Annotated in this window: 23 protein-coding genes; 18 read left to right on the plus strand and 5 right to left on the minus strand. The window is 44.8% G+C overall.

Going from position 1 to position 24,631, the window contains the following annotated elements; genetic code table 11:
• Positions 1 to 8: 8 nt before the first annotated feature.
• Genes B0E43_RS15220 through B0E43_RS15230 form a run of 3 tightly spaced genes read left to right on the plus strand, consistent with a single transcriptional unit; the run spans position 9 to position 1,512 of the window.
• Complete coding sequence (locus B0E43_RS15220; protein ID WP_077351256.1) at positions 9 to 347, plus strand: helix-turn-helix transcriptional regulator; 339 nt, start codon at positions 9 to 11, stop codon at positions 345 to 347.
• Positions 348 to 393: 46 nt separating this feature from the next.
• On the plus strand, positions 394 to 867 hold the full coding sequence (locus tag B0E43_RS15225; protein ID WP_077351258.1) for a DUF6428 family protein: 474 nt from the start codon (positions 394 to 396) through the stop codon (positions 865 to 867).
• A gap of 18 nt (positions 868 to 885) precedes the next feature.
• The gene (locus B0E43_RS15230; protein ID WP_077351260.1) at positions 886 to 1,512 is read left to right on the plus strand and encodes a protein-tyrosine-phosphatase; all 627 of its coding nucleotides are present in this window, start codon (positions 886 to 888) and stop codon (positions 1,510 to 1,512) included.
• Positions 1,513 to 1,533: 21 nt separating this feature from the next.
• Here the strand turns inward: B0E43_RS15230 and B0E43_RS15235 are convergent, their stop codons facing one another.
• Positions 1,534 to 2,229 carry a hypothetical protein gene (locus tag B0E43_RS15235; RefSeq protein WP_077351262.1) on the minus strand — a complete coding sequence of 232 codons (696 nt, stop codon included), beginning with the start codon at positions 2,227 to 2,229 and terminating at the stop codon, positions 1,534 to 1,536.
• Between the two features lie 151 nt (positions 2,230 to 2,380).
• On the opposite strand from B0E43_RS15235, the gene B0E43_RS15240 reads away from it, so the two are divergent.
• The 5 genes from B0E43_RS15240 (at position 2,381) to B0E43_RS15260 (ending at position 5,997) form a co-directional block, all read left to right on the plus strand.
• Positions 2,381 to 2,752: a BlaI/MecI/CopY family transcriptional regulator gene (locus tag B0E43_RS15240; protein ID WP_077351264.1), complete on the plus strand. Its 372-nt coding sequence runs from the start codon at positions 2,381 to 2,383 to the stop codon at positions 2,750 to 2,752.
• Positions 2,752 to 4,062, plus strand: a complete 1,311-nt coding sequence (locus B0E43_RS23190) for a M56 family metallopeptidase (protein ID WP_077351266.1) — start codon at positions 2,752 to 2,754, stop codon at positions 4,060 to 4,062. Before B0E43_RS15240 ends, B0E43_RS23190 begins: the two co-directional genes overlap by 1 nt.
• A gap of 107 nt (positions 4,063 to 4,169) precedes the next feature.
• Positions 4,170 to 4,940 carry an energy transducer TonB gene (locus tag B0E43_RS15250; RefSeq protein ID WP_077351268.1) on the plus strand — a complete coding sequence of 257 codons (771 nt, stop codon included), beginning with the start codon at positions 4,170 to 4,172 and terminating at the stop codon, positions 4,938 to 4,940.
• A 97-nt stretch (positions 4,941 to 5,037) separates the two neighbouring features.
• On the plus strand, positions 5,038 to 5,541 hold the full coding sequence (locus B0E43_RS15255) for an energy transducer TonB (protein WP_077351270.1): 504 nt from the start codon (positions 5,038 to 5,040) through the stop codon (positions 5,539 to 5,541).
• 54 nt (positions 5,542 to 5,595) lie between these two features.
• Positions 5,596 to 5,997, plus strand: a complete 402-nt coding sequence (locus B0E43_RS15260) for an energy transducer TonB (RefSeq protein ID WP_077351272.1) — start codon at positions 5,596 to 5,598, stop codon at positions 5,995 to 5,997.
• Between the two features lie 86 nt (positions 5,998 to 6,083).
• On the opposite strand, the gene B0E43_RS15265 is transcribed toward B0E43_RS15260, so the two are convergent.
• Positions 6,084 to 8,627, minus strand: coding sequence for a M14 metallopeptidase family protein (locus B0E43_RS15265; RefSeq protein WP_077351274.1), 2,544 nt, complete (start codon positions 8,625 to 8,627; stop codon positions 6,084 to 6,086).
• Positions 8,628 to 8,850: 223 nt separating this feature from the next.
• On the opposite strand from B0E43_RS15265, the gene B0E43_RS15270 reads away from it, so the two are divergent.
• Together B0E43_RS15270 and B0E43_RS15275 are read left to right on the plus strand one after the other, a co-directional pair.
• Positions 8,851 to 9,618: a DUF1080 domain-containing protein gene (locus B0E43_RS15270; protein WP_077351276.1), complete on the plus strand. Its 768-nt coding sequence runs from the start codon at positions 8,851 to 8,853 to the stop codon at positions 9,616 to 9,618.
• Between the two features lie 190 nt (positions 9,619 to 9,808).
• Positions 9,809 to 11,149: a Gfo/Idh/MocA family protein gene (locus tag B0E43_RS15275; protein WP_077351278.1), complete on the plus strand. Its 1,341-nt coding sequence runs from the start codon at positions 9,809 to 9,811 to the stop codon at positions 11,147 to 11,149.
• Between the two features lie 90 nt (positions 11,150 to 11,239).
• Here the strand turns inward: B0E43_RS15275 and B0E43_RS15280 are convergent, their stop codons facing one another.
• Positions 11,240 to 11,629, minus strand: a complete 390-nt coding sequence (locus B0E43_RS15280) for a hypothetical protein (RefSeq protein ID WP_077351280.1) — start codon at positions 11,627 to 11,629, stop codon at positions 11,240 to 11,242.
• A gap of 451 nt (positions 11,630 to 12,080) precedes the next feature.
• Here B0E43_RS15280 and B0E43_RS15285 point away from each other — a divergent pair, with 451 nt between their 5' ends.
• The 8 genes from B0E43_RS15285 (at position 12,081) to B0E43_RS15320 (ending at position 22,799) form a co-directional block, all read left to right on the plus strand.
• A complete protein-coding gene (locus B0E43_RS15285) occupies positions 12,081 to 13,724 on the plus strand; it encodes a TldD/PmbA family protein (protein ID WP_077351282.1) in 1,644 nt (547 codons plus the stop codon).
• Between the two features lie 16 nt (positions 13,725 to 13,740).
• On the plus strand, positions 13,741 to 15,093 hold the full coding sequence (locus B0E43_RS15290) for a TldD/PmbA family protein (RefSeq protein WP_077351284.1): 1,353 nt from the start codon (positions 13,741 to 13,743) through the stop codon (positions 15,091 to 15,093).
• Positions 15,094 to 15,376: 283 nt separating this feature from the next.
• The gene (locus tag B0E43_RS15295; protein WP_077351286.1) at positions 15,377 to 15,988 is read left to right on the plus strand and encodes a DUF4159 domain-containing protein; all 612 of its coding nucleotides are present in this window, start codon (positions 15,377 to 15,379) and stop codon (positions 15,986 to 15,988) included.
• Positions 15,989 to 15,994: 6 nt separating this feature from the next.
• A complete protein-coding gene (locus B0E43_RS15300) occupies positions 15,995 to 16,987 on the plus strand; it encodes a MoxR family ATPase (RefSeq protein WP_077351288.1) in 993 nt (330 codons plus the stop codon).
• Positions 16,977 to 17,843, plus strand: coding sequence for a DUF58 domain-containing protein (locus B0E43_RS15305; RefSeq protein ID WP_077351290.1), 867 nt, complete (start codon positions 16,977 to 16,979; stop codon positions 17,841 to 17,843). Before B0E43_RS15300 ends, B0E43_RS15305 begins: the two co-directional genes overlap by 11 nt.
• Positions 17,843 to 19,003: a BatA domain-containing protein gene (locus B0E43_RS15310; RefSeq protein ID WP_077351292.1), complete on the plus strand. Its 1,161-nt coding sequence runs from the start codon at positions 17,843 to 17,845 to the stop codon at positions 19,001 to 19,003. Before B0E43_RS15305 ends, B0E43_RS15310 begins: the two co-directional genes overlap by 1 nt.
• Positions 19,000 to 21,177: a hypothetical protein gene (locus B0E43_RS15315; RefSeq protein WP_077351294.1), complete on the plus strand. Its 2,178-nt coding sequence runs from the start codon at positions 19,000 to 19,002 to the stop codon at positions 21,175 to 21,177. The genes B0E43_RS15310 and B0E43_RS15315 overlap by 4 nt, the downstream gene beginning before the upstream one ends.
• The gene (locus B0E43_RS15320) at positions 21,174 to 22,799 is read left to right on the plus strand and encodes a hypothetical protein (protein WP_077351296.1); all 1,626 of its coding nucleotides are present in this window, start codon (positions 21,174 to 21,176) and stop codon (positions 22,797 to 22,799) included. Before B0E43_RS15315 ends, B0E43_RS15320 begins: the two co-directional genes overlap by 4 nt.
• A 627-nt stretch (positions 22,800 to 23,426) precedes the next feature.
• On the opposite strand, the gene B0E43_RS15325 is transcribed toward B0E43_RS15320, so the two are convergent.
• Complete coding sequence (locus B0E43_RS15325) at positions 23,427 to 23,678, minus strand: hypothetical protein (protein WP_077351298.1); 252 nt, start codon at positions 23,676 to 23,678, stop codon at positions 23,427 to 23,429.
• A 6-nt stretch (positions 23,679 to 23,684) separates the two neighbouring features.
• Positions 23,685 to 24,631: hypothetical protein (locus B0E43_RS22990; RefSeq protein WP_168171956.1), on the minus strand; the 947-nt coding region annotated here is incomplete at its 5' end.

Below are 24,631 nucleotides of genomic sequence, written 5' to 3' on the forward strand. Positions count from 1 at the left end.
ATGTAATTATGGGAATCACTAAAACAGACCTTTTCACCGCAGAGCAAAATGAGTTGGCACAACTTGCCAAGGCTTTTGCACATCCGGCCAGGATTGCCATCCTTCAGTATTTGGTCAAATCCAAAAGCTGTATCAACGGCACTTTGGTCCAGGAACTTGGTTTGGCTCAAGCTACGATTTCCCAGCATTTGCGGGAGCTGAAAGACTTGGGACTGATCAAAGGTTCAATCGAAGGTGCCTCGATCAGCTATTGCATCAATTCCCAAAAATGGGATCAAGTGCAGGGACTTTTCAATGGCTTGTTTGACCAGGTGAACAATTCCTGCAGTTCCGATTCCTGTTGTTAAAAAAATTTGAATTTATCCATCGTAATATTGCAATAACCTAAATACTATGACACTCTCTGAAATCAAATCCCAGCTGCCTCAGTTAAGCCAATTGACATTCCAATTGCCTGACGGCACTCAGGTTCCGGCCCATTTTCACATCACGGAAATCGGTCAGGTCAACAAAAAATTCATCGACTGCGGAGGAACGCTCCGAGATGAAAAATCCATCAACTTCCAGCTTTGGGAGGATGGTGATTACGATCACCGGTTGGGTGCAAAGAAATTATTGGACATTATCCAGCTTTCAGAGCGGGTTTTAGGCTTGGAAGATCTTGAAATTGAAGTCGAATATCAGGGCGATACCATTGGGAAATATGGCCTTGAATTCAATGGGGAGGCTTTTGTTCTGACCAAAAAAATGACCGACTGCCTGGCCAAAGACAAATGCGGTATTCCTGCCCAGAAACCTAAAATCCGTATATCTGAACTTCAAGCCGCTGGCACAGGTTGCTGCGCTCCAAATTCAGGCTGTTGCTAAATCGTTTCAAATTCATTTATGATAAACTCTTTTTATCCGGCAGTGGAGGAAACCATTTCCTCTCTGCCGATTTCTGAAATCTCCGCTGACAGAATGCCTGTAATCCGGCAGACAGTGGATTATATTTTGGGGAAAATCAAGTCAAACCAAGAAGTCAGACTAAATTTCATCTGTACCCACAACAGTCGCAGAAGCCAGTTTTCGCAAATTTGGGCGCAAACTGCCGCGGATTTTTTCGGGATTGAAGCCTTCTGCTATTCTGGTGGGGTAGAAGTAACAGCATTCAACGAAAGGGCGGTAGCTGCCATTCGAAGGGATGGTTTCAAAGTGGTTCAAAAAGGAGAGGGGAATCCGGTTTACTTTGTTTTCCACGGGGAATCCTCTGAACCTATTATCACTTTCTCCAAAGTTTACGATGATCCGATTAATCCAACTACCGGTTTTGCAGCGGTGATGACTTGCGATCATGCGGATGAAAATTGTCCTTTTATTCCAGGCACTGAAAAGCGGATTCCACTACGATACGAGGACCCCAAAGCCTTTGACGGGACAGATTTGGAAGAAAAAATGTACTCCGAGCGGTCGCATCAAATCGGATCGGAGTTGTTCTTCATCTTCCAAAAAGTGAAGGAAAATCTTCAATAGTCAACTTTTAAACTCTAGACTTTATCCCAACCCCACCATTTGCACATATAGCCCCAACAGAATGTGCCAAACAAGGTAATGGCCAAGTCTTAGGCTTAAGTTTGCTATGAAGCCTGATTTTTTGAAATAAACCGCCTGGATGAAATTCATCCCAAAACCTGAAATCAAGGCATAGGCGATAAACCAGGTTTCTCCGCTTGGCATTTGTTCCAGAGGTTCCCGGATTGCCGTCAAAACCGCAATTATCCAGAATGCCTGGGTCTGGTATTTTCCCTTTTCGATTTTTGAGAAAATGAAAAGTACCAACACAATCGGAATCAACCGGTAGAAAACCTCCACTTCAAATGCTCCCGAAAAATAGAGGAAAAGCGAATACGGGAATGGCTGAAGAAAAGGAGGTAGTTCAGTGTAGGGCTCAGGATGCAGGATCCCCTTTATAATTATCACGTCCAAAATCCCGAATCCAATTCCTATCAATGCCGGAATCCAGATTCTGTTCCGATTGGAAATCTCTTTTGTCCAGAATTCGGGAATCCCGGCCTGTTTTTGAAGAAACAGAAAAGGAATCCCGATCAGCAAAATGACGACGGAAACCCAGCCCCAGGTTCTAAGAAAAGGATAAGTGTCCACGAGGTATTTTGACCAAAATATTCCGGCAATGCAGATCAACAAAAATATGAGATAGGTTAAAATTGATTTTTTCAAGGCTTTATTCATGGATGAATGAGTGTTTAGGGCTCAGTTTTTCAGCACTTTATCAAAGATGAAAACCTGCAATGAAAAGTTGCTTTTGAATCAATTTAAATTTATATCGTAGAAATACGAAAAAATCGTAGGAATATAAATTCCTCTTTTTTACCTTTCATTTATGGAAGAATTAAATCAAAACGAAGAACAGATCATGGCGATCTTCTGGAGTCAGGGAGAATTGCTGATCAGGGATGTATTGGACCAAATGCAGGAACCTAAACCTCCTTATACAACGCTAGCCTCTACGATAAAAAATATTGAACGGAAAGGCTATCTCACTCACAGAATGTATGGTACGGTGAATATTTACAAGCCTGCGGTGAATCAGGAAGATTATAGCAAAAAGAGCTTCAATCGGCTTGTCACGCATTTCTTTGGTGGCTCAGTAGGGAATTTCCTGTCATTTATGGTCAAGGAAAAAAGCATCTCCGATAAGGAAGTGAAAGAATTGCAGGACATGATCGACAAGATGGATAATCCTCAAAAGTAATGGACGGGCTTTTGGTTTATCTGGTTGAAGTCTCCATTTGCTTGGGGATTTCCTTGGTGATCTACAGGGTTTGGTTGAGTGGATTGACCTTTTTTTCCTGGAACAGGTCAATCCTGCTCAGTTTGTTAGTCCTTTCGGGATTGATTCCTTTGCTCAGGCTTGAACTTTTTGGGATTGGCAAGGAGGTTTCAGAAATGACACTTCCTGTTTTTCAGGTGGGTGATCAAGTGAAGCCAACTGTTGAGCAGTGGTTTTCTTTGTCTCAGGTTTTGATATGGGTTTACTTTTTAGGAGCCCTTTTTACGGCTTCCCGCCTGGTATTTGGATTTATGATGTCCCAAAAGCTGATCGGACAAGCCCGGCTGACCCGTTTTGGAAGCTTTTGGGTGGCGATACACCCGGAGTTTGTACCTGCTTCCTTCTTTGAGTACATCCTGATGCCGGATTTTGATCCGGAGGATTCTAAACAAAAACAGATTTTGGCTCATGAATCGGTTCACGTAAGACTCAGACACAGTTGGGATCTTCTATTGGTAAATTTTGCAAAAGTCATTTTCTGGTTTAATCCCATGATTTACCTTTTTGAAAATTATCTTCGGGAAGTCCACGAGTATCAGGCTGATCAGGGCGTCACCAGACAGGTTGCTCCAAAGGAATATGCCACACTGCTTCTTCAGCTGATTACAGCGAAGCCAGGCTGGCAGTTTATGAATAATTTTAACCAGTTTCAGACCAAAAAGCGGATTCAGATGATGGCAAAGTCTGCTTCAGGGCCATTGCAGCGCCTGCGCTTTCTTGCACTGATTCCGGCTGTTGGCCTATTGTTGTTTGTTTTTTCCTGTGAAAGAGAAGACCTCTTGCCTCAGCAATCGGTTGAAGATTTAAGAAACGCGACTTTACTATTGGATCCAAGCGACGAAGTCTTTGACTTAGTGGAGCAGCAACCTATCCCTTCCGGAGGCATGAGTGGATGGAATCAATATTTAAGCAAAAATCTCAATTATCCATTTCAAGCAAGGCGTATGGGAATTGAAGGAACCGTCATTGTGGTTTTTGAAATTCACAAAGATGGCTCGATCCACAATGTGGAAATTCTCCGAGGAATTGGCGGAGGAGCTGATCAGGAAGCGGTGCGAGTGGTGCTCAATTCACCAAGATGGGAGCCGGGCAGGCAAAGAGGAAGAGCCGTCAATACTAGGATGAGACTTCCTATCAGGTTTAAATTGGACAACGGCTCAGTTGCGTCAAAAGAAAAAATTGAAGAAAAGGGTGAGGTGAAACCGAATGTAGTGGTGATTGGATACAATTGATTGTAGTCCAGTATTTTAACAAATCATATGTTTCAAAAAAACCAGACAACAAATCTTAACTTCTATCCTTATTTTTTGTCCATTTTCTAACTTAATCTCATACTAACATGAAAACCCAAGTTTTAGCACGGTTTCTTATCCTGCTGGCAATTGCTTCACTAGGCATTCAAGAGCAAGTTTTTTCCCAAAAAACCAGCGATAGTTATGTGGTTGAGGGTAGGGTCAACGATCCACAAGGTAAAAAGGCGATCGGTGCGGCAATTCTGGTCAAAGGGACTACAATTGGTACAGTCACAGACACGACTGGCTTTTTTACTTTGAAGGTTCCCTCCAAGGAATCGATTCTTGTTATTTCTCACTTTAGTACTTCTAAAAGTGTCGAGGTAGTGCTAAATGGAAGTCCAAAAGTGGTCGTTAGGCTTGCCTCTGATTCTGAAATGCAAAGCTCTAAAGAAGTATTCGATCGGGTGGAAGAAAAACCAAGGCCTGTATCCGGAGAGAACGGTTGGAATATTTATATGGCAAAAAATGCTAAATATCCGGCAAACGACAGATCCGCAGGCGTAGAAGGGACGGTCATCGTAGGTTTTGAAGTCCATGAAGACGGCTCTCTGCACAACATCGAAATTCTGAGAGGAATCGGAGGAGAATGTGATCAGGAAGTTGTCCGGTTAGTCGCTGAGGGTCCAAATTGGGATCCGGGAATGATCAATGGGCAAGCTGTCAAAACCAGAATGAGTCTTCCTGTTAGGTTTGTATTGTCTAAAGAACCAGGCACTGCTTCTCCCAACCAAGAAAGCGAGAAAATCATTGCCGAACAATACGGCAAGGATTACCTCGTGGTGGTTGGATATTCTCCTAAGTCGAATACGCGCTAGTCCCCAATCAGATTTCTTATTGCAAATGTCCAGCCTTTGGAAAAAACCGAAGGCCTGGAATGATACAGCCTAATTTTAACCAAAAACCAAGTATACCATGAAGCTTATCAAATTGAAAAACAAGGCATTAAGTCTATTAGTCGTAACAGGAATGGTTTTGACCGTGACCAGCTGCCAAATGGAACAAGTGGCCGAACTGGAAGGCCCCACTCAAGTGGAGGCTATGCAAAGCCTGGGTCCTACTAGTATTCTGGCGCTGGTCGATGATGTGGGAAAAGACGGAAAAGAAATATTCGACGTGACCGAAGTGCAACCCAATCCTCCCGGGGGTATGCAAGGTTGGTCGGAATATCTGAGTACAAATCTTACCTATCCGGCTCAGGCCCGGCAAATGGGGATTGAAGGCACTGTGATCGTTGTGTTTCTGATTAATTCAGATGGGTCCATCTCCAATGTCGAAGTTCTAAAAGGAATCGGTGGTGGTGCTGATGAAGAAGCTGTTCGGGTAGTTGAAAACTCACCGAAATGGACTCCGGCAATGCAAAAAGACAGGGTCGTTAATTCCAGAATGAGACTTCCGGTACGATTCAAACTGAGTTAAATCCTGAATAAAAATATTTAAAATAAAGAACCTTTTACCAAATCTATAGAAATCATGAAAAACAATTCAGTTACCAAATTGCTGTGTTTGATGCTGTTGATTTTTGCCTGGATGGCATATCCAATCGAGCTCCAAGCGCAAGAAACTGTCCATGATAAGGTGGACGAAATGCCCGTGCCTCCGGGAGGGATGGAAGGCCTAACCGACTACATGATCAAAACCCTGAAATATCCAAAGGACGCCCGAAAAGCGGGAATCGAGGGTAAAGTCATGGTCACCTTTGTAGTCAGAGCCGACGGTACTGTTACCAACTCCGAAATCCTACAGGGAATCGGGAAAAGTTGTGATGAAGAAGCGCTGCGGGTGGTCGACAACTTTGGCACCTGGACTCCGGGAAAACTGGATGGGAAAGCAGTCGCCACACAAATGGTTCTGCCTATCCAGTTCAAGTTGTAAACATTGCTAAACCAATTATTACTAAAAAAAGCCTCAAAACGATTCGTTTTGGAGCTTTTTATTTGGGAAGTATATCCGAAATCGAATCAATTCATATTCTCCCCATGGAAAATGGCATTCAAAAACAGTTTGTTCGTCCCAAACCAAGTCCCGCGGAAGTTTGGACTGTCGAAGAAATGTACCACCCGTCCCTGACCAACGGATGAAATGACAACTCCAGCGCTGAGTTTCAGTTTTTCCAGATTGGTTTTGGAGATATAGCCTCCCAAATGCGGATCAGCGGAATATTTCACCGGTGTCAAATACTTATCAGCGGACGGTTTGATGAAAATACTTGTGTTGCGGTACACAGGTAAGGTCTTACTGTGATAGCCATAGGCAATTGGATGTGTCAGATCCAACTCAGCCATGTAAATACTTCCGCCTACTTCCTTGGCACCTTCAAAATCATTTCTCACACCAAATGGAAGTGAATCAGCTTCTTTTGGTTCTTCCTCCAAAGTGACAGGAGCCTCTTTGGTAATTTCTTTTTGATTCAGCCAAAGGGAAGCACTTTTCATCGAAATGACTGTTCCGCCTCGGTTGATCCAATCTTTCAAATGACTGACCTGTCCTTCGGAAAGTGAATTGTAGCTCCCGCTTGGGAGAATGAGCGTGTTGTAATCGAAGAGGTTGATTCTGGCAAATTGATCGGAATTAACTTTGGTGATTGGCATTCCAAGCTGCTGGTCCATCAGGTTCCAGATTTCGCCAGCCTCATTGGCATTGATTCCATTTCCCACCATCATCAGGACCTTTGGTTGCTGTATAGCAGAAACCAGATTAGAACCTAAATCGATTCCACTGAGGTTGAGTCCGGTTTGCACTGTATAGACTTTCTGGGCGTTTTTGGCGGCCAGTTCTTTCAGCTTGGCAGAGACTTCTTCAGGTTTCAACTTTTGGAAACCCATCGGAATCATCATGGTTCCAGCCGAGAAATCGATTTTTCCATCTTGAGTTTGGGAGGAAAATGCTCGGTGAATTGCTTCAACATGAATTCCCGCCTTTTGCATCTCAAACAACATCTTTGGGGCATAATAATCCGACCAGTCGATCAGGTAGGCGTAAGCTTTTCCTTCTGGGAAAACATGATTTGCTTTAGGAGCTTCTTTGATCTCGGTTCCAGCTTTAGCAGAACCAGCAGAAGAAAAAGGAATCCCATAAGCCGCTGCCATTGTCCAGGCTGAGGCGTCATAAAATACTGAGTCGGCAAACTCTTTCTCGTACTCAAACATCGTCCTTACCATTCGGTATTGAGGCTGATTGGTTGGCACGATCCAGGATTTTCCTTTTTTGTAGGATTGGCCAGCAACTGTGACATCAGCCGAGTTTTCATAGACTTTGATCTTGTGATCTAGGAGAAACTTCACAAATAGTCGGTTTCTGCTTTCGTCAAATTCATCTCCGAAGACATAGCTTTTTGCGGTGTCTTTTGCACCTTCAGCCACTGCGGACTCAAAAAATTCCCGCAAGTAATCATGCATATACACCCGATTGTCCAGAGCTGCTTCCATCGTCGCCAAGGAGTTTACCACATGGTTTCGGATGGTGAAAGCAAAAGTGATATCTCCTCGCTGACTGCTTTGCACGTGACCTCTAGAACTTGCGGTTTCAAATACCAGACCCAAACCTCCATGGATGTCCGGATAGGTTGAGCCGTAGCCCGGATAGCTGTTGTCAAAAACCTCTTTTGTCCAATACAGGCTACCGATCTGATCCATGTATTTGGCGAAATACTTGGCAAAACGTGGATTGATGTCATCATAGTTTTTTCTCGGAACGACTGGATTTTCAGAGCCAAAGGGCTTGGTCGGTTCGAAGAAATAGGTGCTGTTAGTGCCCATTTCATGGAAATCGGTGGTCACGTTGGGATACCACTGATGGTACCATTCCACTTTCACGCGGGATTCCGGATGTGCCAAAGGAAGCCAATCCCGGTTTAGATCAAACCAATAATGGTTGGTTCTCCCGCCTGGCCAAGCTTCGTTGTGCTCACGATCCATTGGATCTGCAACAGGAGGGAAGCCTTTGTTGGAATTGGCCCAAAGACTATGTCGGTCGCGTCCGTCAGGGTTCAGGGTCGGATCGATGTGGACGACTGAGTTTTCTCTTAGATTTTTTGCCAAATCCGACTGAGAGGCCATCAACCAATAGGCGGTCAACATAGCAGCTTCTGCGGAAGAAGGCTCATTTCCATGGACTCCATATCCTAAGTGGACGATGGAAGGCATGGAATTCACATCCGGTTTTGCCTGATTGGGGTCTGCAAGTTGGAGCTGCTTTTGGCGGATTTGCTCCAGATTTCCCATGTTGGAAGCGGAGGCAATGGTCAGAATGACTTTTGGTCGGTGTTCGTGGGTATATCCGATAGTTTGAAGCTGGGCGAGTTCACTGACCTGATCCAGCTTTTCAAAGTACTTCACAATGAGATCATAGCGGGTATGCCAATCGCCAACAGGATATCCCAAAAACTGGGAAGGGGATGGGATGGCTGGATCAAATTTTTCCCCGGGGAAATAATAGTCCTCCTGTGCGAAGGTGAATTGGCCGAGAAATAAGGTGAAAAGCAGCCAGAGTAAAGTTTTTTTCATGTGATTATAATTGATTTTTCAAGGTCAAATGGAATTTCGCATTGTTATGAATCATCACTTTGAGTGAGGCTTGAGTTTTGCTCGATTTCATGGGTGGTTATTTTTTGAAAAGTAAAAAATGAAATTATCAAATCCAGCAAAAATCCATCAGTGGTTTTCCAATTCACGGCTTTTTTCCTGTTATTTATCGGGTTAACATTCATTTCCTAAAATAATCTATTGTATGAAGAAGCAGCTAGTTGCTATCGCATTCTTGGCAGCAGGACTTTCTATAAGTTCTTTATCCCAGGCCCAAGAGCAAACCCCTCCAAAATTACCGCCACAGGCTACTGAGTTTTACACGCCTGTTCCACCGAAAATCACCGCTGGAACACAAAACAATCTTCCGCCTTCAGATGCGATCGTACTTTTTGACGGAAAAAACCTAAATGGATTTGTCAGCGCGAGAGAAGGCAACGGCCCAGCAGAATGGCTGATTGAAAATGGGGAATTGGTTGTGGTCAAAGGAAAAGGCGATATCCAATCCAAGCAGGCATTTGGTGATGCGCAGTACCACCTGGAATGGTCCGCACCGACAGAGATCGTAGGCGAAGGTCAGGGTCGAGGCAACTCAGGATTTTTCCTGATGGGAATTTACGAAGTGCAGGTTTTGGACAGCTACGAAAGCAAAACTTATACTAACGGCCAAGCTGGAAGTATCTACAAGCAGCATCCTCCTTTGGTCAATCCCCTGAGAGCTCCGGGTGAGTGGAACTACTACGACATCATCTTCAAGGCTCCGAGATTTGACAAAAACGGCATGGTAACCTCTCCGGCGACAGTGACTTTGCTGATCAATGGCGTGTTGGTACAAAACAATGTGATCCTCAAAGGCCCAACCGAATACATCGGTATTCCAAACTACAAAGCACATGCTGAGGCCCTTCCGATCAAAATGCAAGACCATGGCAATCCGGTAAGATTCAGAAACATCTGGGTAAGACCTTTGTGATTTACGAAGTACGATTTTGGATTTACGAGGCTTTCGGCAGAGTTGAGATAGCTTTCTAATTCAATCCTCTTTGATTTGAAAGAAAAAAGTTCAATTCAGAAAACAAAGAATGATGCTATTCTCAGCCTCGTAAATCGTAAATCTGAAATCGTACTTTTTAAACAACTAATAACCCAATAACCATCTATCTATGTCCTCAAGAAGACGATTTATACAAAATACCATGCTGCTGGGTGCAGGGCTGAGTATGCCTTCCATCCTGACCGCATCCGACTTTGGCCGGTTTACCCGCAGCATCGGACCCAATGACCAGATCAATTACGGCCTGATCGGCTGTAAGGGAATGGGTTGGTCCAATATGAATGCCCATTTGAAAATCCCACAGGTCAACTGCGTGGCTTTGGCAGACGTGGATCAGAGTGTCCTCGATCAGCGAACCGAGGATGTATTCAAGCTCCGAGGCACGAGACCGAAGCAATACAAAGACTACCGCAAGCTCCTTGAAGACAAGGATATCGATGTGGTGATTATCGGAACACCGGATCACTGGCATTGCTTGAACATGGTAGATGCCGTCTCTGCAGGCAAACATGTCTATGTCGAAAAGCCGATCGCCAATACGATTGAAGAGTGCCAGATTATGGTAAAAGCTCAGGAGCGCTACGGAAAAGTCGTGCAAGTTGGACAATGGCAGCGTTCAGGTTCCCAATACGATGAGGCTATTCAATATGTGAAATCCGGCAAGCTTGGCCAGATTCGATTGGTGAAATGCTGGGCTTATCAGGGTTGGATGAAGCCCGTTCCGGTTGTGCCAAATGGCCCCGTGCCAGCTGGTGTCGACTATGATATGTGGCTTGGTCCGGCTCCGAAAAGGGAATTCAACGCCAACCGTTTTCACTTCAACTTCCGCTGGTTTTGGGATTATGCGGGTGGCTTGATGACGGACTGGGGCGTGCATGAGATTGACATCGCATTGTATGCAATGGGCGTAAGTGCGCCAAAATCCGTGATGGCCTCCGGTGGCAAGTTTGCCTACCCGGATGACGCCTCCGAAACTCCAGATACGCTTCAGACGGTGTATGAATACGACGGATTCAATATGCTTTGGGAACATGCCACAGGCATTGACGGAGGAAATTACGGCACTACAGAAGGCATCGCTTTTATCGGCAATAATGCAACTTTGGTCGTGAATCGTGGAGGATGGAAAGTAATCCCAGAAACCCAGACAGTCGATGGCAAGAAGGAAAACAAGATTGAGGAAGTTCCCCATACCAAACCCAAGGGTTCTGCTTTGGAGCTGCATGCGGTCAACTTTGTCGAAGCCATGACTGCAAATGATCCTAAATTATTGAAGTGTGCGATTCAGACCGGTTCGGTAGCTGCGATCAATGCCCAAATGGGAAATATCGCCTATAAGACTGGCAAGAAAGTGTATTGGGATGCGACAAAAAACATGTTCACTGACTCAGAAGCCAACCAGCTGATGAAGGCCAATTATCACAATGGCTGGAATGTGCCGAAGGTCTAACATCATTGCGATCCGTCTAGACGGAGAAGCAATCTCATAGGAAATACGAAGAACGAAATACGAGCCCTCCGAAGAGATTTGGGGGGCTTTTTAATTTTGTTCCGGGATTACCCCAAGCTGAATCAGCAAAAATCCGGGCTCCAAAGAAATCCTCTGAATGCTGAAATCTGCTGTTGCGGTTTTCTCTTTTTGTGGCAGAAATGAAAACGGATCGATTTTAAGTTGCCTTTGCTTTTTATCCCATAGAATGCCTTCTTTTTCGAATTTGACAAACCATTTTACCAGAAGGTTTTTCCAAAAGCCCATGTTATATCCCACTACAATAGACCTTTTGGTAAATCCCAGGATTTTACAGGAAACTTCAGCTTTTGGATGAAATACGGTAAATTTTTCTGGACCGGTAATGACAAAGCTGATTTCTGAACCTGAATATTTTTCGGCTAAAAATTGGAGTTCGGTTTCAGTCAGTTTGAGTTCCATAGGAATATCATATAAAAGCTTCGCTGCAAGTTACCGATCCGCTTGGAATTGCTAACTAGCTGATCTGATAGCTTCTGGATTTCTTATCGCTGAAGAAAGTTTCCATGGCATTGATTTTGTTTTCAGGAAAAACCTGATTTTCAGAAAAATCCTCTATTTAGCCTGATCCTAATGGATTTTTCACCCCTGTTTCAAAAAATTCAGGGCTTCCAAACTGAATTTTTCCCGTCAGATAAACCCATTTTACCGCAATTATAACATTCCCGTTGAATTGAGTGGTGAATAGGATTACATTTAAGCAACAGGAAAATCAACTAACCATCTTACTAACAATTCTTGAAATTGAGCCTGAACATGCGAATCTCTGAGGTAAGACAAGCCAAGAGGCGAGATTCTCCCAAAATGGATTCCTGACAGGCTAAGTGTTCAAGAGAAAAACTAGTTTTAAAAAATGAAAAGAAGAGATTTTATTCACCTATCCGGCTTGGGACTTGGTGCCCTGATGACTCCCGGAGTCATGGCGATGGGAAATCCCGTCTCAGCCGAGCGGCTGATTGAGCCCGGGATCGACGCGGCCGCCAAGAAGCTCCTTGCCGATACTGCGCTGAACGCCACAAAGGCAAAAGGAGCGACTTACACTGATGTGCGTATCGGGAGATACCTATCTCAGAGTATTTTCACCCGCGAAAAAAACGTCCAAAACATTGCCAATACCGAGACCTTCGGGGTGGGCATTCGGGTCATTGCCAATGGAACTTGGGGCTTTTCGGCCACTTCCGATGTGACACCTGATGGAATAAAAAAATGCGCAGAGACTGCAGTGGCTATCGCCAAGGCAAACTCCAAACTCCAAAAAGAACCAGTCGTATTGGCACCCGAAAAGGGCTATGGCGAAGTGACCTGGAACACGCCGATCAAGAAAAACGCAATGGCTGTGCCGGTGAAAGAAAAAATTGACCTGATGCTGGCTGCCAACAACGCGGCAATGGACAATGGGGCCGCTTTCGTCAATTCGGCTTTGTTTATGATCAATGAGCAAAAATATTTCGCTTCTACAGACGGATCCTATATTGACCAGGATGTTCACCGCTTGTGGCCAAACCTTACCGTGACCGCTGTGGACAAAGCTTCTGGAGGCTTCCGTTCCAGACAGGGCCTAAGCACCCCAATGGGTATGGGCTATGAGTACATGGATGGCACGCCTTCAGAAAAAATTCCAAATGCGGCAGGCTTCAATAGCTACAGGTATTCTTACGACATGGTCGAAGATGCCATCACCGCAGCCAAGCAGGCCAAAGAGAAAATCACTGCCAAATCTGTCGTGCCGGGTAAATATGACCTGGTGCTTGATCCGGATCACTTGGGTCTTACGATCCACGAGTCCATCGGTCACCCGCTGGAATTGGACAGAGTTTTGGGTTATGAGGCTAACTACGCCGGAACGAGCTTTGCCACGCTGGACAAGTGGAAGTCAGGCAATTTCAAGTATGGCTCTGATATCGTCAATGTCATAGCTGACAAGACTCAGCCATATTCTCTGGGCAACATGGGCTATGACGATGAAGGGGTAAAGTGTAAAGAGTGGGACCTGATCAAAGACGGCGTTTTGGTCAATTATCAGGCGATCAGAGACCAAGTGGGAATTTTGGGTGAAAAGGAATCCCATGGCTGCTCATTTGCCGACAACTGGAGTTCTGTTCAATTCCAGCGTATGGCCAATGTATCCTTGAAACCAGGGAAAGAAAAAATGAACCCTATGGACATGATCAAAAATGTAGAAAAAGGAATCTACATCTTGGGAAGAGGATCCTTCTCAATTGATCAGCAGCGATACAACTTCCAGTTTGGCGGGACGGTTTTCTACGAAATCAAAAATGGGGAGATTGTAGGCATGCTCGAGGATGTGGCTTATCAGTCCAACACCCAGGAGTTTTGGAATTCCTGCTCTGCGATTTGCGACAAAGACGACTACCGATTCATGGGTACTTTCTTTGACGGAAAAGGGCAACCATCTCAGTCATCTGCAGTATCTCACGGAAGTTCGACTACCCGCTTCGATGGAGTGAATGTCATCAACACTGCAAGAAGTATCTAACCACAACAAGAGCATTATGGCTATTTTGACTAAAGAAGAAGCAAAGAAATATATAGATAAGGCATTGTCTTATGCTAAAGCCGACGAAACCGCGGTTTCGATTTCCGGCGGAAGGACTGGTAATATTCGCTATGCGCGCAATACAGTAAGTACCAGTGGCGAATCGAATGAAATTCAATTAAGTGTCACCTCTGTTTTTGGGAAAAGAATCGGTTCATCCTCAATCAATGAGTTGGATGATGCATCCCTGAAGAAAGCGGTGGAGCGGTCCGAGGAAATTGCCCAGTTGGCTCCGGAAAACCCGGAATACATGCCGATGTTGGGGCCTCAACCTGAGCAGTCCGCTGCTACCTTCAGCACGGCTACCGATAAAATTAATCCTGATTACCGGGCTCAGTTGGCGATTGACTCGATAGAGCCATGCAATGCTGCCGGATTGGTAGCGGCTGGGTATCTGGAAGATTTCTCCGGATTTGTAGCAAGAGGTAACAGCAAGGGGCAATTCAATTATAACACAAGTACTTCCGTTGACTTTTCTGTAACAGTGAGAACTGAAGACGGAACTGGTTCTGGCTACGCCATTCGTGATTTCAATGATGTAAGTTTATTAAACTCTAAGGATGTCACCACCGTGGCAATGCAAAAAGCGCAAGCCTCAAAAGGTGCCCAAGCGATCGAACCGGGCAAGTACACAGTGATCTTGGAGCCTACTGCAGCAGGAGATCTCCTTAGATTGATGTTCGGAGGGCTTGATGCAAGAAGTGCAGACGAAGGGCGAAGCTACATGAGCAAAAAAGGTGGGGGAACCCGTCTTGGAGAAAAGTTATTTGACGAACGAGTGACTATCATTTCCGATCCTGCCAATACGGAGATTCCTTTGGCTCCTTGGGATGGTGATGGCATGCCTTTAAAGAAGACTGTTTGGGTAGAAAACGGAGTGGTAAAAAACCTTGCCTACTCCCGCTATTGGGCAGAGAAAAAAGGAGTGCCGCCTTTGTCCAGACCAGGAGGCGGTGGTTTTGGCGGCGGCGGATTCGGTGGTGGAGGTTTTATCTTCTCCGGTGGAGACCAGTCTGTTGCAGACATGATCAGTAACACCGAAAGAGGTGTCTTGGTGACCCGTTTTTGGTACATCAGAGCGGTCGATCCTCAGACTTTGCTCTTTACAGGCTTGACCCGAGACGGTACTTTCTACATCGAAGACGGAAAAATCAAGTTTCCATTGAAAAATTTCCGATTCAACGAAAGCCCAATCATCATGCTTAACAACATTGAGGCTTTGGGCAAACCACAGCGAGTGGGCGGAAGCATGATCCCGCCGATGAAGATCAGAGACTTTACCTTCTCCAGTCTTTCTGACGCTGTTTAATTCAGTAGGCAGTGTTCAGTTATTAGTGATCAGTAAGTAGTAGATGAATTTCTCACTTTACTACTTACTTTTTACTTTTCCTTGGAAACTGACCATTAGGTTCTGACTTCGAAAAATGGTTTCAACGCTTAACTGGGGTGTCACCCTGAGCACCTGACTGACGTAAGTCAGGAAGTTCGAAGGGTTTTTCCAACGGTACAGAAATTAACTGGGCTTCGACTCCGCTCAGCCTGACAAAACTGACCACTGAGACTGATCACTGATCACTACCAACTATTAAAGAATGGCTTTCTTTTTCACAAGAATCAAATACAACTCCGGCAATTGGGATACGGATCAGCGCATGCCATCCAATCTCATCAACAGCTTGGTGGAGTACACGACGATTCCTGTGGATGAAAAGGAAAAAGTAGTGGAGCTTAGCAGCGAGGAGATTTTCAAAAGCCCCTTTTGCTACCTGAGTGGACACAAGCTGGTAGAGTTTTCCCAAGCGGAAAGAAAAAATTTCAAAACCTACGTGGAGCAGGGCGGATTTGTATTCGTCGATGACTGCAACCATGACATTGATGGCCTTTTTGCCAAATCCTTTGAGGAGGAGATGAGCCGGACTTTCGGCCCCGATTCCCTCCAAAAAATCCCAAATGACCATTGGATTTACCGCTGTTTTTTCAAGTTTGAGGATGGTCCTCCGGCTACTTCTTTCGAGCTCAACGGCTGGGGAGATGATCTGGTGCACGACTATCTTAAAGCCATCCAAATCAACGGCCGAATCGGAGTACTCTATAGTAACAAAGACTATGGCTGTGAATGGGATTACGATTTTCGAAACAAGCGATTTCTCAAAATCGACAACACACGCTTTGGAGTCAACATTGTGGTGTATGCTTTAACCTAAGACCTTTTGGAAACTGAACTGAAAAAATACCAACAACTGGTGGATAAGCTTCCCCAGCTAAAAAAAGAAATTGCCAAAGTCATCGTAGGGCAAGAGGAAGTGCTGGACGAAGTACTTATTACCCTGCTTGCCGGAGGTCATTGTCTGCTGGAAGGAGTTCCGGGCTTGGCCAAGACGCTGATGGTGAAGACTATTTCTGAAGTAATGGAAATGAGTTTTAAGCGGATCCAGTTTACTCCGGATTTGATGCCGGGCGACATTATCGGCACAGAAATCCTGGAGGAAGACCACAGCACAGGCAAGAAGTTTTTTCAATTTTCCCAAGGGCCTATTTTCGCCAATATGGTCTTGGCAGATGAGATCAACCGAACTCCTCCGAAAACCCAAGCGGCACTTTTGGAGGCTATGCAGGAAAAAGTGGTGACCTATGCAGGAAAAAACTACGCTTTGCCCAATCCTTTTTTGATCATTGCTACGCAAAATCCAATCGAGCAAAGTGGAACTTATCCGCTCCCAGAAGCTCAGTTGGATCGCTTTTTACTTTACATCAAACTGGGCTACCCCAGCGAGCAGGAAGAGCTGGAAGTCTTGGAAAAAACCACAGGCACGTACAAGCCGCACATTGACAAAATCATTACAGCCTCCGAAATAGTCCAGCTTCAGCAACTGACTCGGGAGGTTCATTTGGACTCTTCGCTTTTGACCTATATCACCAGACTGATACGTGCTACGAGATTGGAAAACACCAATGTTCCCGAGGTCAAAACTTATGTAGAGTGGGGTGCAGGAACACGGGCAGGACAGGCTTTGATCCTCTGTGCCAAAGCCAGGGCTTTGCTGAAAGGCCGCTATTCGGTAATTCCTGAAGACATCAAATACCTGGTGTACCCGGTCCTACGCCACCGGATTTCGCTTCATTTCAAAGCCGAAGCGGAGCAATTGGATACCGATTTCATCATTTCAAAAATCGTCGAACTAGTCCCTGTTCATGCCAAGTAATCTGGAGATCATCAAACTCAACGACCTGCGCCTTTCGGCCCGGCTGATCAGCGAACAGCTGAGGCAGGGCGTCCATTCGGGGATCCGGGTGGGGGTGGGGAGCGAGTTTGAGCAATACCGGCACTACCGTCCGGGAGATGATCTCAAGCGGATCGACTGGAAGTATTTTTCCCGGTCCGGCAAGTACATGGTCAAGGAATCGACCACCGAAAGCAACCTGCACATCCGTCTGATGCTGGATCTTTCAGGCTCGATGAATTACTCCGAAAACGGTTTTTCCCGCTTGGATTACGCCAAAAACCTCCTTGCATCCCTCGCCTATTTAGGCTTTTTGCAGGGAGATTCTTTGAGCTATTATACCCTTTCGGCTGGTAAAATCGAGCAGAAAGTAGCTCCGACCCCAAAGAGCTTTCAGCGGATATTATTTCATCTAGGGGAGGAGAAAGCACAAGGTTCCTGGCCTTTGGAGCTGATTCCTGCCTCTTTGGTGCAGGGCCGCAATCGAGAGTTAATCATCTGGGTTTCGGATTTTCTTCAGGAAAATTCAGAATGGGAAAACCTCGTGCAGGCATTTCGCCATCCGAGAAAAGAACTGATGCTGGTGCAGGTCCTTGGGGAGCAGGAACTTGATTTTACCATGAAGGGAAATTTTGTTTTTCGGGATTTGGAGAGCGGTCGCGAAGTGGTGCAGGATGCCAGACAGTTGAGAGAGGACTTTCATAGGAAGTTTCAGGATTACCTCAGCCATCTGGATCGGAAGTTTCAGCTACCGCAGGTTCATCTCATCCGGGAATCTATGCAGACCCCTTTGGCTGAGCTTGCACGGAGAATTCTCAACCTTAAGAAATTGCCCTGATGGATTGGATTCAACCAAGCCTGTTTTGGGGATTGTTGGGAATTTCGATTCCATTGGCGATCCACCTTTGGAATGGAAAAAAGGGAAAAGTCATTGCCTGGGCTGCCATGGCCTGGCTCCAGCCACAGGAGTCTCAATCAAGCCGATCACTCAAGCTTGACCAAATTCTTCTTTTGCTGCTTCGAATCCTTCTTTGGACTTTGCTGGTACTTTTTGCAGTGGGGATTTGGTGGAAAAATCTGGATAAAACAGCTGATGAAACTGTTCATTTGATCATCCCGGATGAGCAGGTTGCCTCAGAGTTTCGATTTGAGCTGGACCAAGCATTGGAAAATGGGGAGTCGGTTTTTTGGCTGGCTGAGGGCTTGCCTTCATATGAAGCAGGTTTTCGAGAATTGCCGGTGTTCGAGGGGGAAAAAATTCAGGAATACGTTGACCTCTTACCCAAAAGATTGGATTCGCTTCACATTTACACCTCTGGAAATCCGAGAGATTTGCCTTCTACACTCATTTGGGTGCCTGTATTTCCCCAACTGCATCTAGCCGAAGAATGGACTCAGACCAAAATCGCTCAACAGGTGATTGCCTTGGATTCAGGTTCTTTTTTGGGTTTGGATGAACGCGGAATTTTGGCAAAATCGTTTGAAAAGGACCCAAATCACCAAGTGGTTTTTACAGGATCCATTCCCTATAGCCTGGAAATAGAAGAAGGTGAAAAGTCCAACATCAAAGCCGCTTTGGCCGCATTGACTGAGGTCTATGGATTATCCTTTGCTGAAGTAGAAACTGGAAAAGCCAAATTGGTTTTTACCGACCAGATCCCCGAAAATGCTGACAATGCCAAACTCTATTTTCTGACTTCTTCCCTTGATACTCCCGGGAATAAATCGATGATTTCGCTTTACCATTCGGTTCAATTGCCAGCAGATGAAGTCTTGGAAAAGGGCCTTTTGCCTGAATTGATTCTTTCACCATTGCTTGAATTTTTCGGAATTCGAGCTGCTGATCCGCTTTTGACCCAGCGCCAAATCGCCCAAAAGTTTATCGAAATCCCCAAAGCCCAGCTTTCCGTTTTTCCAAATACCTCAGAAATCATCCTGGTCTTGATCGCTCTGGTTTTTGCCCTTGAGCGATTTCTGGCTTATCGAAACGACCTGTGAAAACGCTGCCTCAACATATCCGCTCAATAGAGACCCAACTTCAGCTGAATGGCTGGATCAAGGCGCTATTGCTGGCGCTTTCGGTTGGATTGGTCGCTTTTACGCTTGGTCTTCCCAAACCCTGGGCGACTATGCTGGGAGTGGGTTTGATGTTGGTATTTCAGTTTGCTTTTGGCGGATTTAGATCCAAAAGGAAAGAGGCAATTCATATCCTGCATGAGGAGGCGGGAAATTTAGAATTCAGCCTGGAACTGCTCGAAAAATCTCAACTCACGATCGCTGATCGCATGCAGTTGGAGCGGATTGGTTCAAAAATTCCTCCCAGAATCACGGTCTTTCACCGGGGCCTTTTGCCTTTTGTATTGGCTTTTGGCTTTGTCTATTTATTGAGTTTTGGGCTGGACTACATTCCTGATTTGAAGGAGAAAAATCAGGGCCAAGCTGGAACGAAGGAGAATTTCCCGGCGACTTTGGTGGCGGATGCTCCTGTTCTTTTGACCCAAACTCAAGTCCGGATCCAATCCCCTGATTATACCGGAATTCCTGCTCAGTTACAGGATGTTTTGGATATCAAGGCGATGAAAGGATCTCTCCTGACCTGGACACTTGGCTTTGGAAATCGCCGTGATCTGGATGTTTTTTTGGTCAATTCCTCCGGAGACAAATTGGATTTTCAGGCTTCTGATTCAGGTTTTCAGCTCAGTCAGGAATTGATTAGTTCGGGGATTTATTCCATTCAGGCATTCAGGGATAGTGTGGGAGTTTTTGAATCGGACTTTTACACCATCGAATCCATCGAGGATCAAAGTCCTCAAATCATACCCGAGGAAAAGGAGATTTATAAGTTCTTTTTCCCGGGAAATGACCCCAAGCTTTCGCTCAAAGCTGACATCAGGGATGATTTCAGAGTAAACCAGGTGGAGATTGTAGCCACTTTGGTCAGGGGTAAAGGGGAAAATGTAAAATTCCGCGAGACGCGCTTTCCTGTAGAAACTGTCCCATTCCAATCCAAGATCTCCGGCTTTGTGTTGAATGTTTCGTCTCTGGATTTTCAGCCGGGAGATGAGCTCTATTATTATTGGACGGCTGTGGACAATAAGTCCCCCGAGGCCAACACAAGTCGGACTGATACCTATTTCATCAAGTATTTTGATGACAGCGAGGAAAGCAATGCGGTGCTGGAAGGCATGGCGATTCAAGTTTTGCCAGAGTACTTCCGAAGTCAGCGACAAATCATCATTGACACCGAGAAGCTGCTTGCTGAAAAATCCAGAATAGCCGAAAAGAAATTCAATTCTACTTCCAACGAGATCGGCTACGATCAAAAACTCCTTCGTCTCCGATATGGACAATACCTCGGAGAGGAGTTTGAGACGGCGGCTGTTGGTGTAGTCGTGGAGCCGGAAAACGACGGGGATATGCTGGCTGGCTATAGGCATCTGCACGACCAGGAAGGGGAGCATGAGGAGGTTTTGCCGCTGCCTACCCAATCCGCAGAAGCCGGGCACGGCCATGAAGTAGAAGAGTCCGAAGCCGGAAGCATGGAAAGTCTGATGAGTGAGTACATCCATGCGCATGACTCGGAGGAGATGAATACCTACTTTGAGCAGTCGACTCGAGGTGCCTTGAAATCAGCCTTGGAGCAGATGTGGCAGGCGGAGTTGTACATGCGACTCTTTGAACCCGAAAAATCGCTTCCCTATCAATACAAAGCACTGGAATTGCTCAAGACTGTTCAGCAAAAATCCCGCGTCTATGTGAAGCGCACCGGCTACGATCCACCTCCGATCAAAGAGGACGAAAAGCGCCTGAGTGGGGAACTGGATAAACTGGATCAAGCGATCCAAAAGGAACAGATTCAGCTTGCATCCAGAATCGAGCCCTTGGCATCGGCGGTTTTGGGTATGCTTGTCCAGCCCGATTTGAGCGCTCAGGATCGGGTGCTTGTCTGGGAACTGGGCACGCTTTGGGCTGGAAAAGCCCAAAATTCCCAACTCGAAGATCTCAATCTCCTGCTTTACCTCCAGCAATTGGAGTCGGGGAAATTGGAAGATACCGGCAAAAAGTACCTGCGGGAAAAGCTATATCCCTTAGCGAGAAATTATAAAAACACAAGTGTTTCCTACCCCTCCTCTGAGGCATTGAAAACCGCTTTCCGAAAGAATTTGAAATGATTTTCACCTATCAACCTTTCATTTCCTGGCCCTTCTTTTTCGGGATTTTGACGGCGGTTTCCCTTGCAGGTTTGGTGCCGCTTGTTTTTCAGTGGAGAAAGGGCCTGGCAGGTATCCGGCTTGCCATACGGGCAGGTTTGTTTTTCCTGTTTTTGGTTTGTCTCAGTATGCTGATATTCCGCCCGATGAGGACCTTGGATCCACAAGCTCCCGGAGTTCTCGTTATTGGTCAGAATATAGACCGCAGCGAACTTGCATTTTGGAAAGACAGTCTGAAAATCCGCAGGACAGTTGCTCTGGAGGATTTTGAAGGGTCTGAGTCGAAAGTTTATCTTTTGGCTCATTCGATTGAAAGAGAAGAATCCTTCCGTTTGGCCAATCAGGACTTTGAGTGGATTTTGCCGGAAAAGCATGGCTTGGTGACTGCCCTTTCCTGGAAAGGATACCTTAGAAAAGGAGAAGTTCAGCGACTGGGTTTTCGGGTTTTTTCGGAAAAAGACAGTGCCAAACTTCAGATTTCCGGGAATGAAAAAGGAGAGCTGGTTTTGCAAAAAGGCTGGAATTCGGGCATTTTAGAATTTTTTCCCACGGGTTTGGGCAAAGCAGAATTCCCTTTGGTTCTGGATGCCGACACGCTGGCTCCCATTCGATTTCACATCGGAGCATCACACCCAAAATCCTATCATTTTCAGTTGGATTTCCCCAGCATGGAAATCCGCACTCTAGCCAATTGGCTGCGGGAAAAAGGTGAGCGAGTCGGGGAGGAGATTCGGCTATCTCGGGAGACAATTTTGCAAACACCTGGTAAATATGATTCCCTGCAGGTACTTTTTGTAGATCCGGCTCAGCTAAACCAAAAGTCTGTCCAAGAACTGGTGAAAAGCGGAAATGCAGCTTTGGTAGTCTTGAATGTCAGCCAGCCTGCGGAAACTGCCCTGCAACTCAATCGTCTGTTTGGAACTGATTTTCAGGTTGAAAAATCCGGGCCTGATGAATCGAGAAGATTGGAAAATGGGCTTGAGGCTTTGCCTTACCAATGGACCGATAAGACCGAGCAAAAACTTCTGCAAGAGCGGACCATTGCGCTTCAGTATGCAGGTTCCAGTCCAATTGCGGTAACTCTGATTCCTTCCAGCTTTCCATTGATTTTGCAGGATAAAAAAGCTGAATACGAATCCATCTGGGGTGAAATTCTTGGGCTTTTGGAACCGGATGAGGAAAAGAGCTTTGCGATAGAAGCTCCGGTTTTGCAGGCATTTTCTTCCGAAATTCAAGTGTTTTCAACCGATAGCTTACCCGATTTGTTACCGGTAGGTCAGGATACGATTTCAATGAAAATCAGCTCGGTAAATCCATTCCAAAGCAGCGGAATTTGGACTTCCAGCGATTCGGCTTGGGCCGAATCCGGAGAAGACTTGTCATTTTATAGCTATACCCCGGAGCAATTTCCCCAGATCACCACATCAATGCTTTTGCAAGAAATTCAGAACCAAAAAACAAAACTTGGAGCTTTGGCACAATCCGGCAAAAGTCTGATTTCACCCTGGATTTGGATCATTGGGATGTGCTTGACTTTGGGTTTGATGTGGCTGGAACCGAAGGTTTCTTATTCATTTTTTTAAAGCAAAAGGGGCAAAGGAAAGCAAAGGGATTTTACCACAGAGAACTCAGAGGAAAATGTTTGAGAGGGTTTTGATCTTATCTTGAACTACAATCTCAAATTCCTTTACAGACCTTTTTTGAGGTCACAGAGAAAAGCTAAAGCTTTTTGGAAACCCGTCATTGCGAGGAGCATTTTTTGACCTTTGAATTATGATAGGGCATCATGCGACGAAGCAATCTTAATCCAACAGCTGAGAGTTTTTTTACCGCAGAGGTCTTAGAGGATTCAGTATTGGAGGTTTTTGATCTTTTTGGAACTCCAATCTCATTTTTCTTTATAGACCTTTTTTGAGGTCACAGAGAAAAGCTAAAGCTTTTTGTTTAACCGCGAGTACGCGAAGGAACGCAAAGGTTTTTATCCGCATTTGAAAATGAGAACTTTTCCAAAGTTCCAAACTTTGGAAAAGTTGGTAATTGTGTTGCGATCTAAATGGTAATAGGATAAAGAAAAACCGATCTTCTACCACCCCTGATATAAGATCGGTTCAAAAAGTTGCTTAACACGTTTTGAAATTACAGACTTTAAATTCTCCCTTTTTTTAATTGAACAATCGATGGGTTTCACTGAATATTCGTAACGAATTTCTTTACAAAGCCGGGGAATGATGCCCTTTGAGGTTTCCCTTGGGATGGCGGGGGCAGGGAATAGAGGTCAGGTTGGCGAGGCTGGTATTGGTGGTGCCGCAATACTTGCAAGTGTACTTGGACTTTTCGCTGCCTTCGTAGAGTTTGTGCTTGCCTTTGTTGGGACCGTCCGGATGACGGTAGCAAGGCACGCCGGTCAAGTTGGCGACTGATGGAAATTTCGTCCCGCAGTATTCGCAATGGAAGGTGGGCATGTTTTTTTATTTATAAGCGTTTATATATTCTGCAGCTAATTCTTGCATTTTCTCAAACTTTTCAAGAGGCATGTTTAATTTTTCTACTTTTCTTAATAAAATTCGTTTTGTGTTTTCATTAAAATCGCCGTCATCAAGTAATTCTTTTATTTCGTTAAATAAGATTATTTCATTATTATGAGACATTACTTCAAGTTTTGCCTGAATTTCGATTTTTGCAGCTTTTGATTTATTGATATTTAGTTTTTCAATTTTTTTGTCAAGTAATTTTCTCTCATCCTCATCTATTTGAAAATCATCTTCAAGCATGAAAACAACTTCTTCATAATATTTTTTTTCATTGATCGGAAGACTATCAAAATTTATTTCATTTTCTGACCTTTCCAATATTTCTAATTCCTCTATTGGGGCAAATTCTACTTGTATAGACCATTCAATAGTTTCTTTTTCTTTAAAAGAATGAGTTGTTTCGTTGAAACTTTTCAAATTCAAGGCGGCAGCATATGCATTAAATGATTTTTCAATTTTTACTTTTTCATTCTTTGATACTGTTTGAATTTGAGTTGTGGAGATTATTTCGTTATGTGCTAAAATATGACCTTCCATTCTTTGAGAGTAAAGCCTTTGCCAAGAAGATTCATGTGGGTACCAGATTAGACTTTCAGGTAAATATGGTTTTTTACGAGGATTGAAGATTTGTACCCTAGAAGTTTCTTTTAAAAATGAGTTTTGATCTATATTTGTAATTGTGTTTTCTTTTGAGTTTTCCATTGAAGCCAATGAGATTTTTGCCTTTGAAATTTCAACTTCAGAATTTGAGTTTTCTTGAGTACCAATATTTTCTTGTGATATATTTCCTCTTTTATTTGTAATTAAAATTTTTGTGGCCCCCAAAGCTTGTAAGAAAAAGAAAAATTCTTGAAATCTATCATTAAATAGTAATTCTTCAAATT

This window comes from Algoriphagus sp. A40 (assembly GCF_002002735.1).
In the GTDB taxonomy this organism is placed as follows: Bacteria; Bacteroidota; Bacteroidia; order Cytophagales; family Cyclobacteriaceae; genus Algoriphagus.

Excerpts from the sequence above, each read along its gene's own strand:
- B0E43_RS15220 (WP_077351256.1), top strand. The coding sequence starts at position 9 with ATGGGAATCACTAAAACAGACCTTTTCACCGCAGAGCAAAATGAGTTG.
- B0E43_RS15225 (WP_077351258.1), top strand. The coding sequence starts at position 394 with ATGACACTCTCTGAAATCAAATCCCAGCTGCCTCAGTTAAGCCAATTG.
- B0E43_RS15230 (WP_077351260.1), top strand. The coding sequence starts at position 886 with ATGATAAACTCTTTTTATCCGGCAGTGGAGGAAACCATTTCCTCTCTG.
- B0E43_RS15235 (WP_077351262.1), bottom strand. The coding sequence starts at position 2,229 with ATGAATAAAGCCTTGAAAAAATCAATTTTAACCTATCTCATATTTTTG.
- B0E43_RS15240 (WP_077351264.1), top strand. The coding sequence starts at position 2,381 with ATGGAAGAATTAAATCAAAACGAAGAACAGATCATGGCGATCTTCTGG.
- B0E43_RS23190 (WP_077351266.1), top strand. The coding sequence starts at position 2,752 with ATGGACGGGCTTTTGGTTTATCTGGTTGAAGTCTCCATTTGCTTGGGG.
- B0E43_RS15250 (WP_077351268.1), top strand. The coding sequence starts at position 4,170 with ATGAAAACCCAAGTTTTAGCACGGTTTCTTATCCTGCTGGCAATTGCT.
- B0E43_RS15255 (WP_077351270.1), top strand. The coding sequence starts at position 5,038 with ATGAAGCTTATCAAATTGAAAAACAAGGCATTAAGTCTATTAGTCGTA.
- B0E43_RS15260 (WP_077351272.1), top strand. The coding sequence starts at position 5,596 with ATGAAAAACAATTCAGTTACCAAATTGCTGTGTTTGATGCTGTTGATT.
- B0E43_RS15265 (WP_077351274.1), bottom strand. The coding sequence starts at position 8,627 with ATGAAAAAAACTTTACTCTGGCTGCTTTTCACCTTATTTCTCGGCCAA.
- B0E43_RS15270 (WP_077351276.1), top strand. The coding sequence starts at position 8,851 with ATGAAGAAGCAGCTAGTTGCTATCGCATTCTTGGCAGCAGGACTTTCT.
- B0E43_RS15275 (WP_077351278.1), top strand. The coding sequence starts at position 9,809 with ATGTCCTCAAGAAGACGATTTATACAAAATACCATGCTGCTGGGTGCA.
- B0E43_RS15280 (WP_077351280.1), bottom strand. The coding sequence starts at position 11,629 with ATGGAACTCAAACTGACTGAAACCGAACTCCAATTTTTAGCCGAAAAA.
- B0E43_RS15285 (WP_077351282.1), top strand. The coding sequence starts at position 12,081 with ATGAAAAGAAGAGATTTTATTCACCTATCCGGCTTGGGACTTGGTGCC.
- B0E43_RS15290 (WP_077351284.1), top strand. The coding sequence starts at position 13,741 with ATGGCTATTTTGACTAAAGAAGAAGCAAAGAAATATATAGATAAGGCA.
- B0E43_RS15295 (WP_077351286.1), top strand. The coding sequence starts at position 15,377 with ATGGCTTTCTTTTTCACAAGAATCAAATACAACTCCGGCAATTGGGAT.
- B0E43_RS15305 (WP_077351290.1), top strand. The coding sequence starts at position 16,977 with ATGCCAAGTAATCTGGAGATCATCAAACTCAACGACCTGCGCCTTTCG.
- B0E43_RS15310 (WP_077351292.1), top strand. The coding sequence starts at position 17,843 with ATGGATTGGATTCAACCAAGCCTGTTTTGGGGATTGTTGGGAATTTCG.
- B0E43_RS15320 (WP_077351296.1), top strand. The coding sequence starts at position 21,174 with ATGATTTTCACCTATCAACCTTTCATTTCCTGGCCCTTCTTTTTCGGG.
- B0E43_RS15325 (WP_077351298.1), bottom strand. The coding sequence starts at position 23,678 with ATGCCCACCTTCCATTGCGAATACTGCGGGACGAAATTTCCATCAGTC.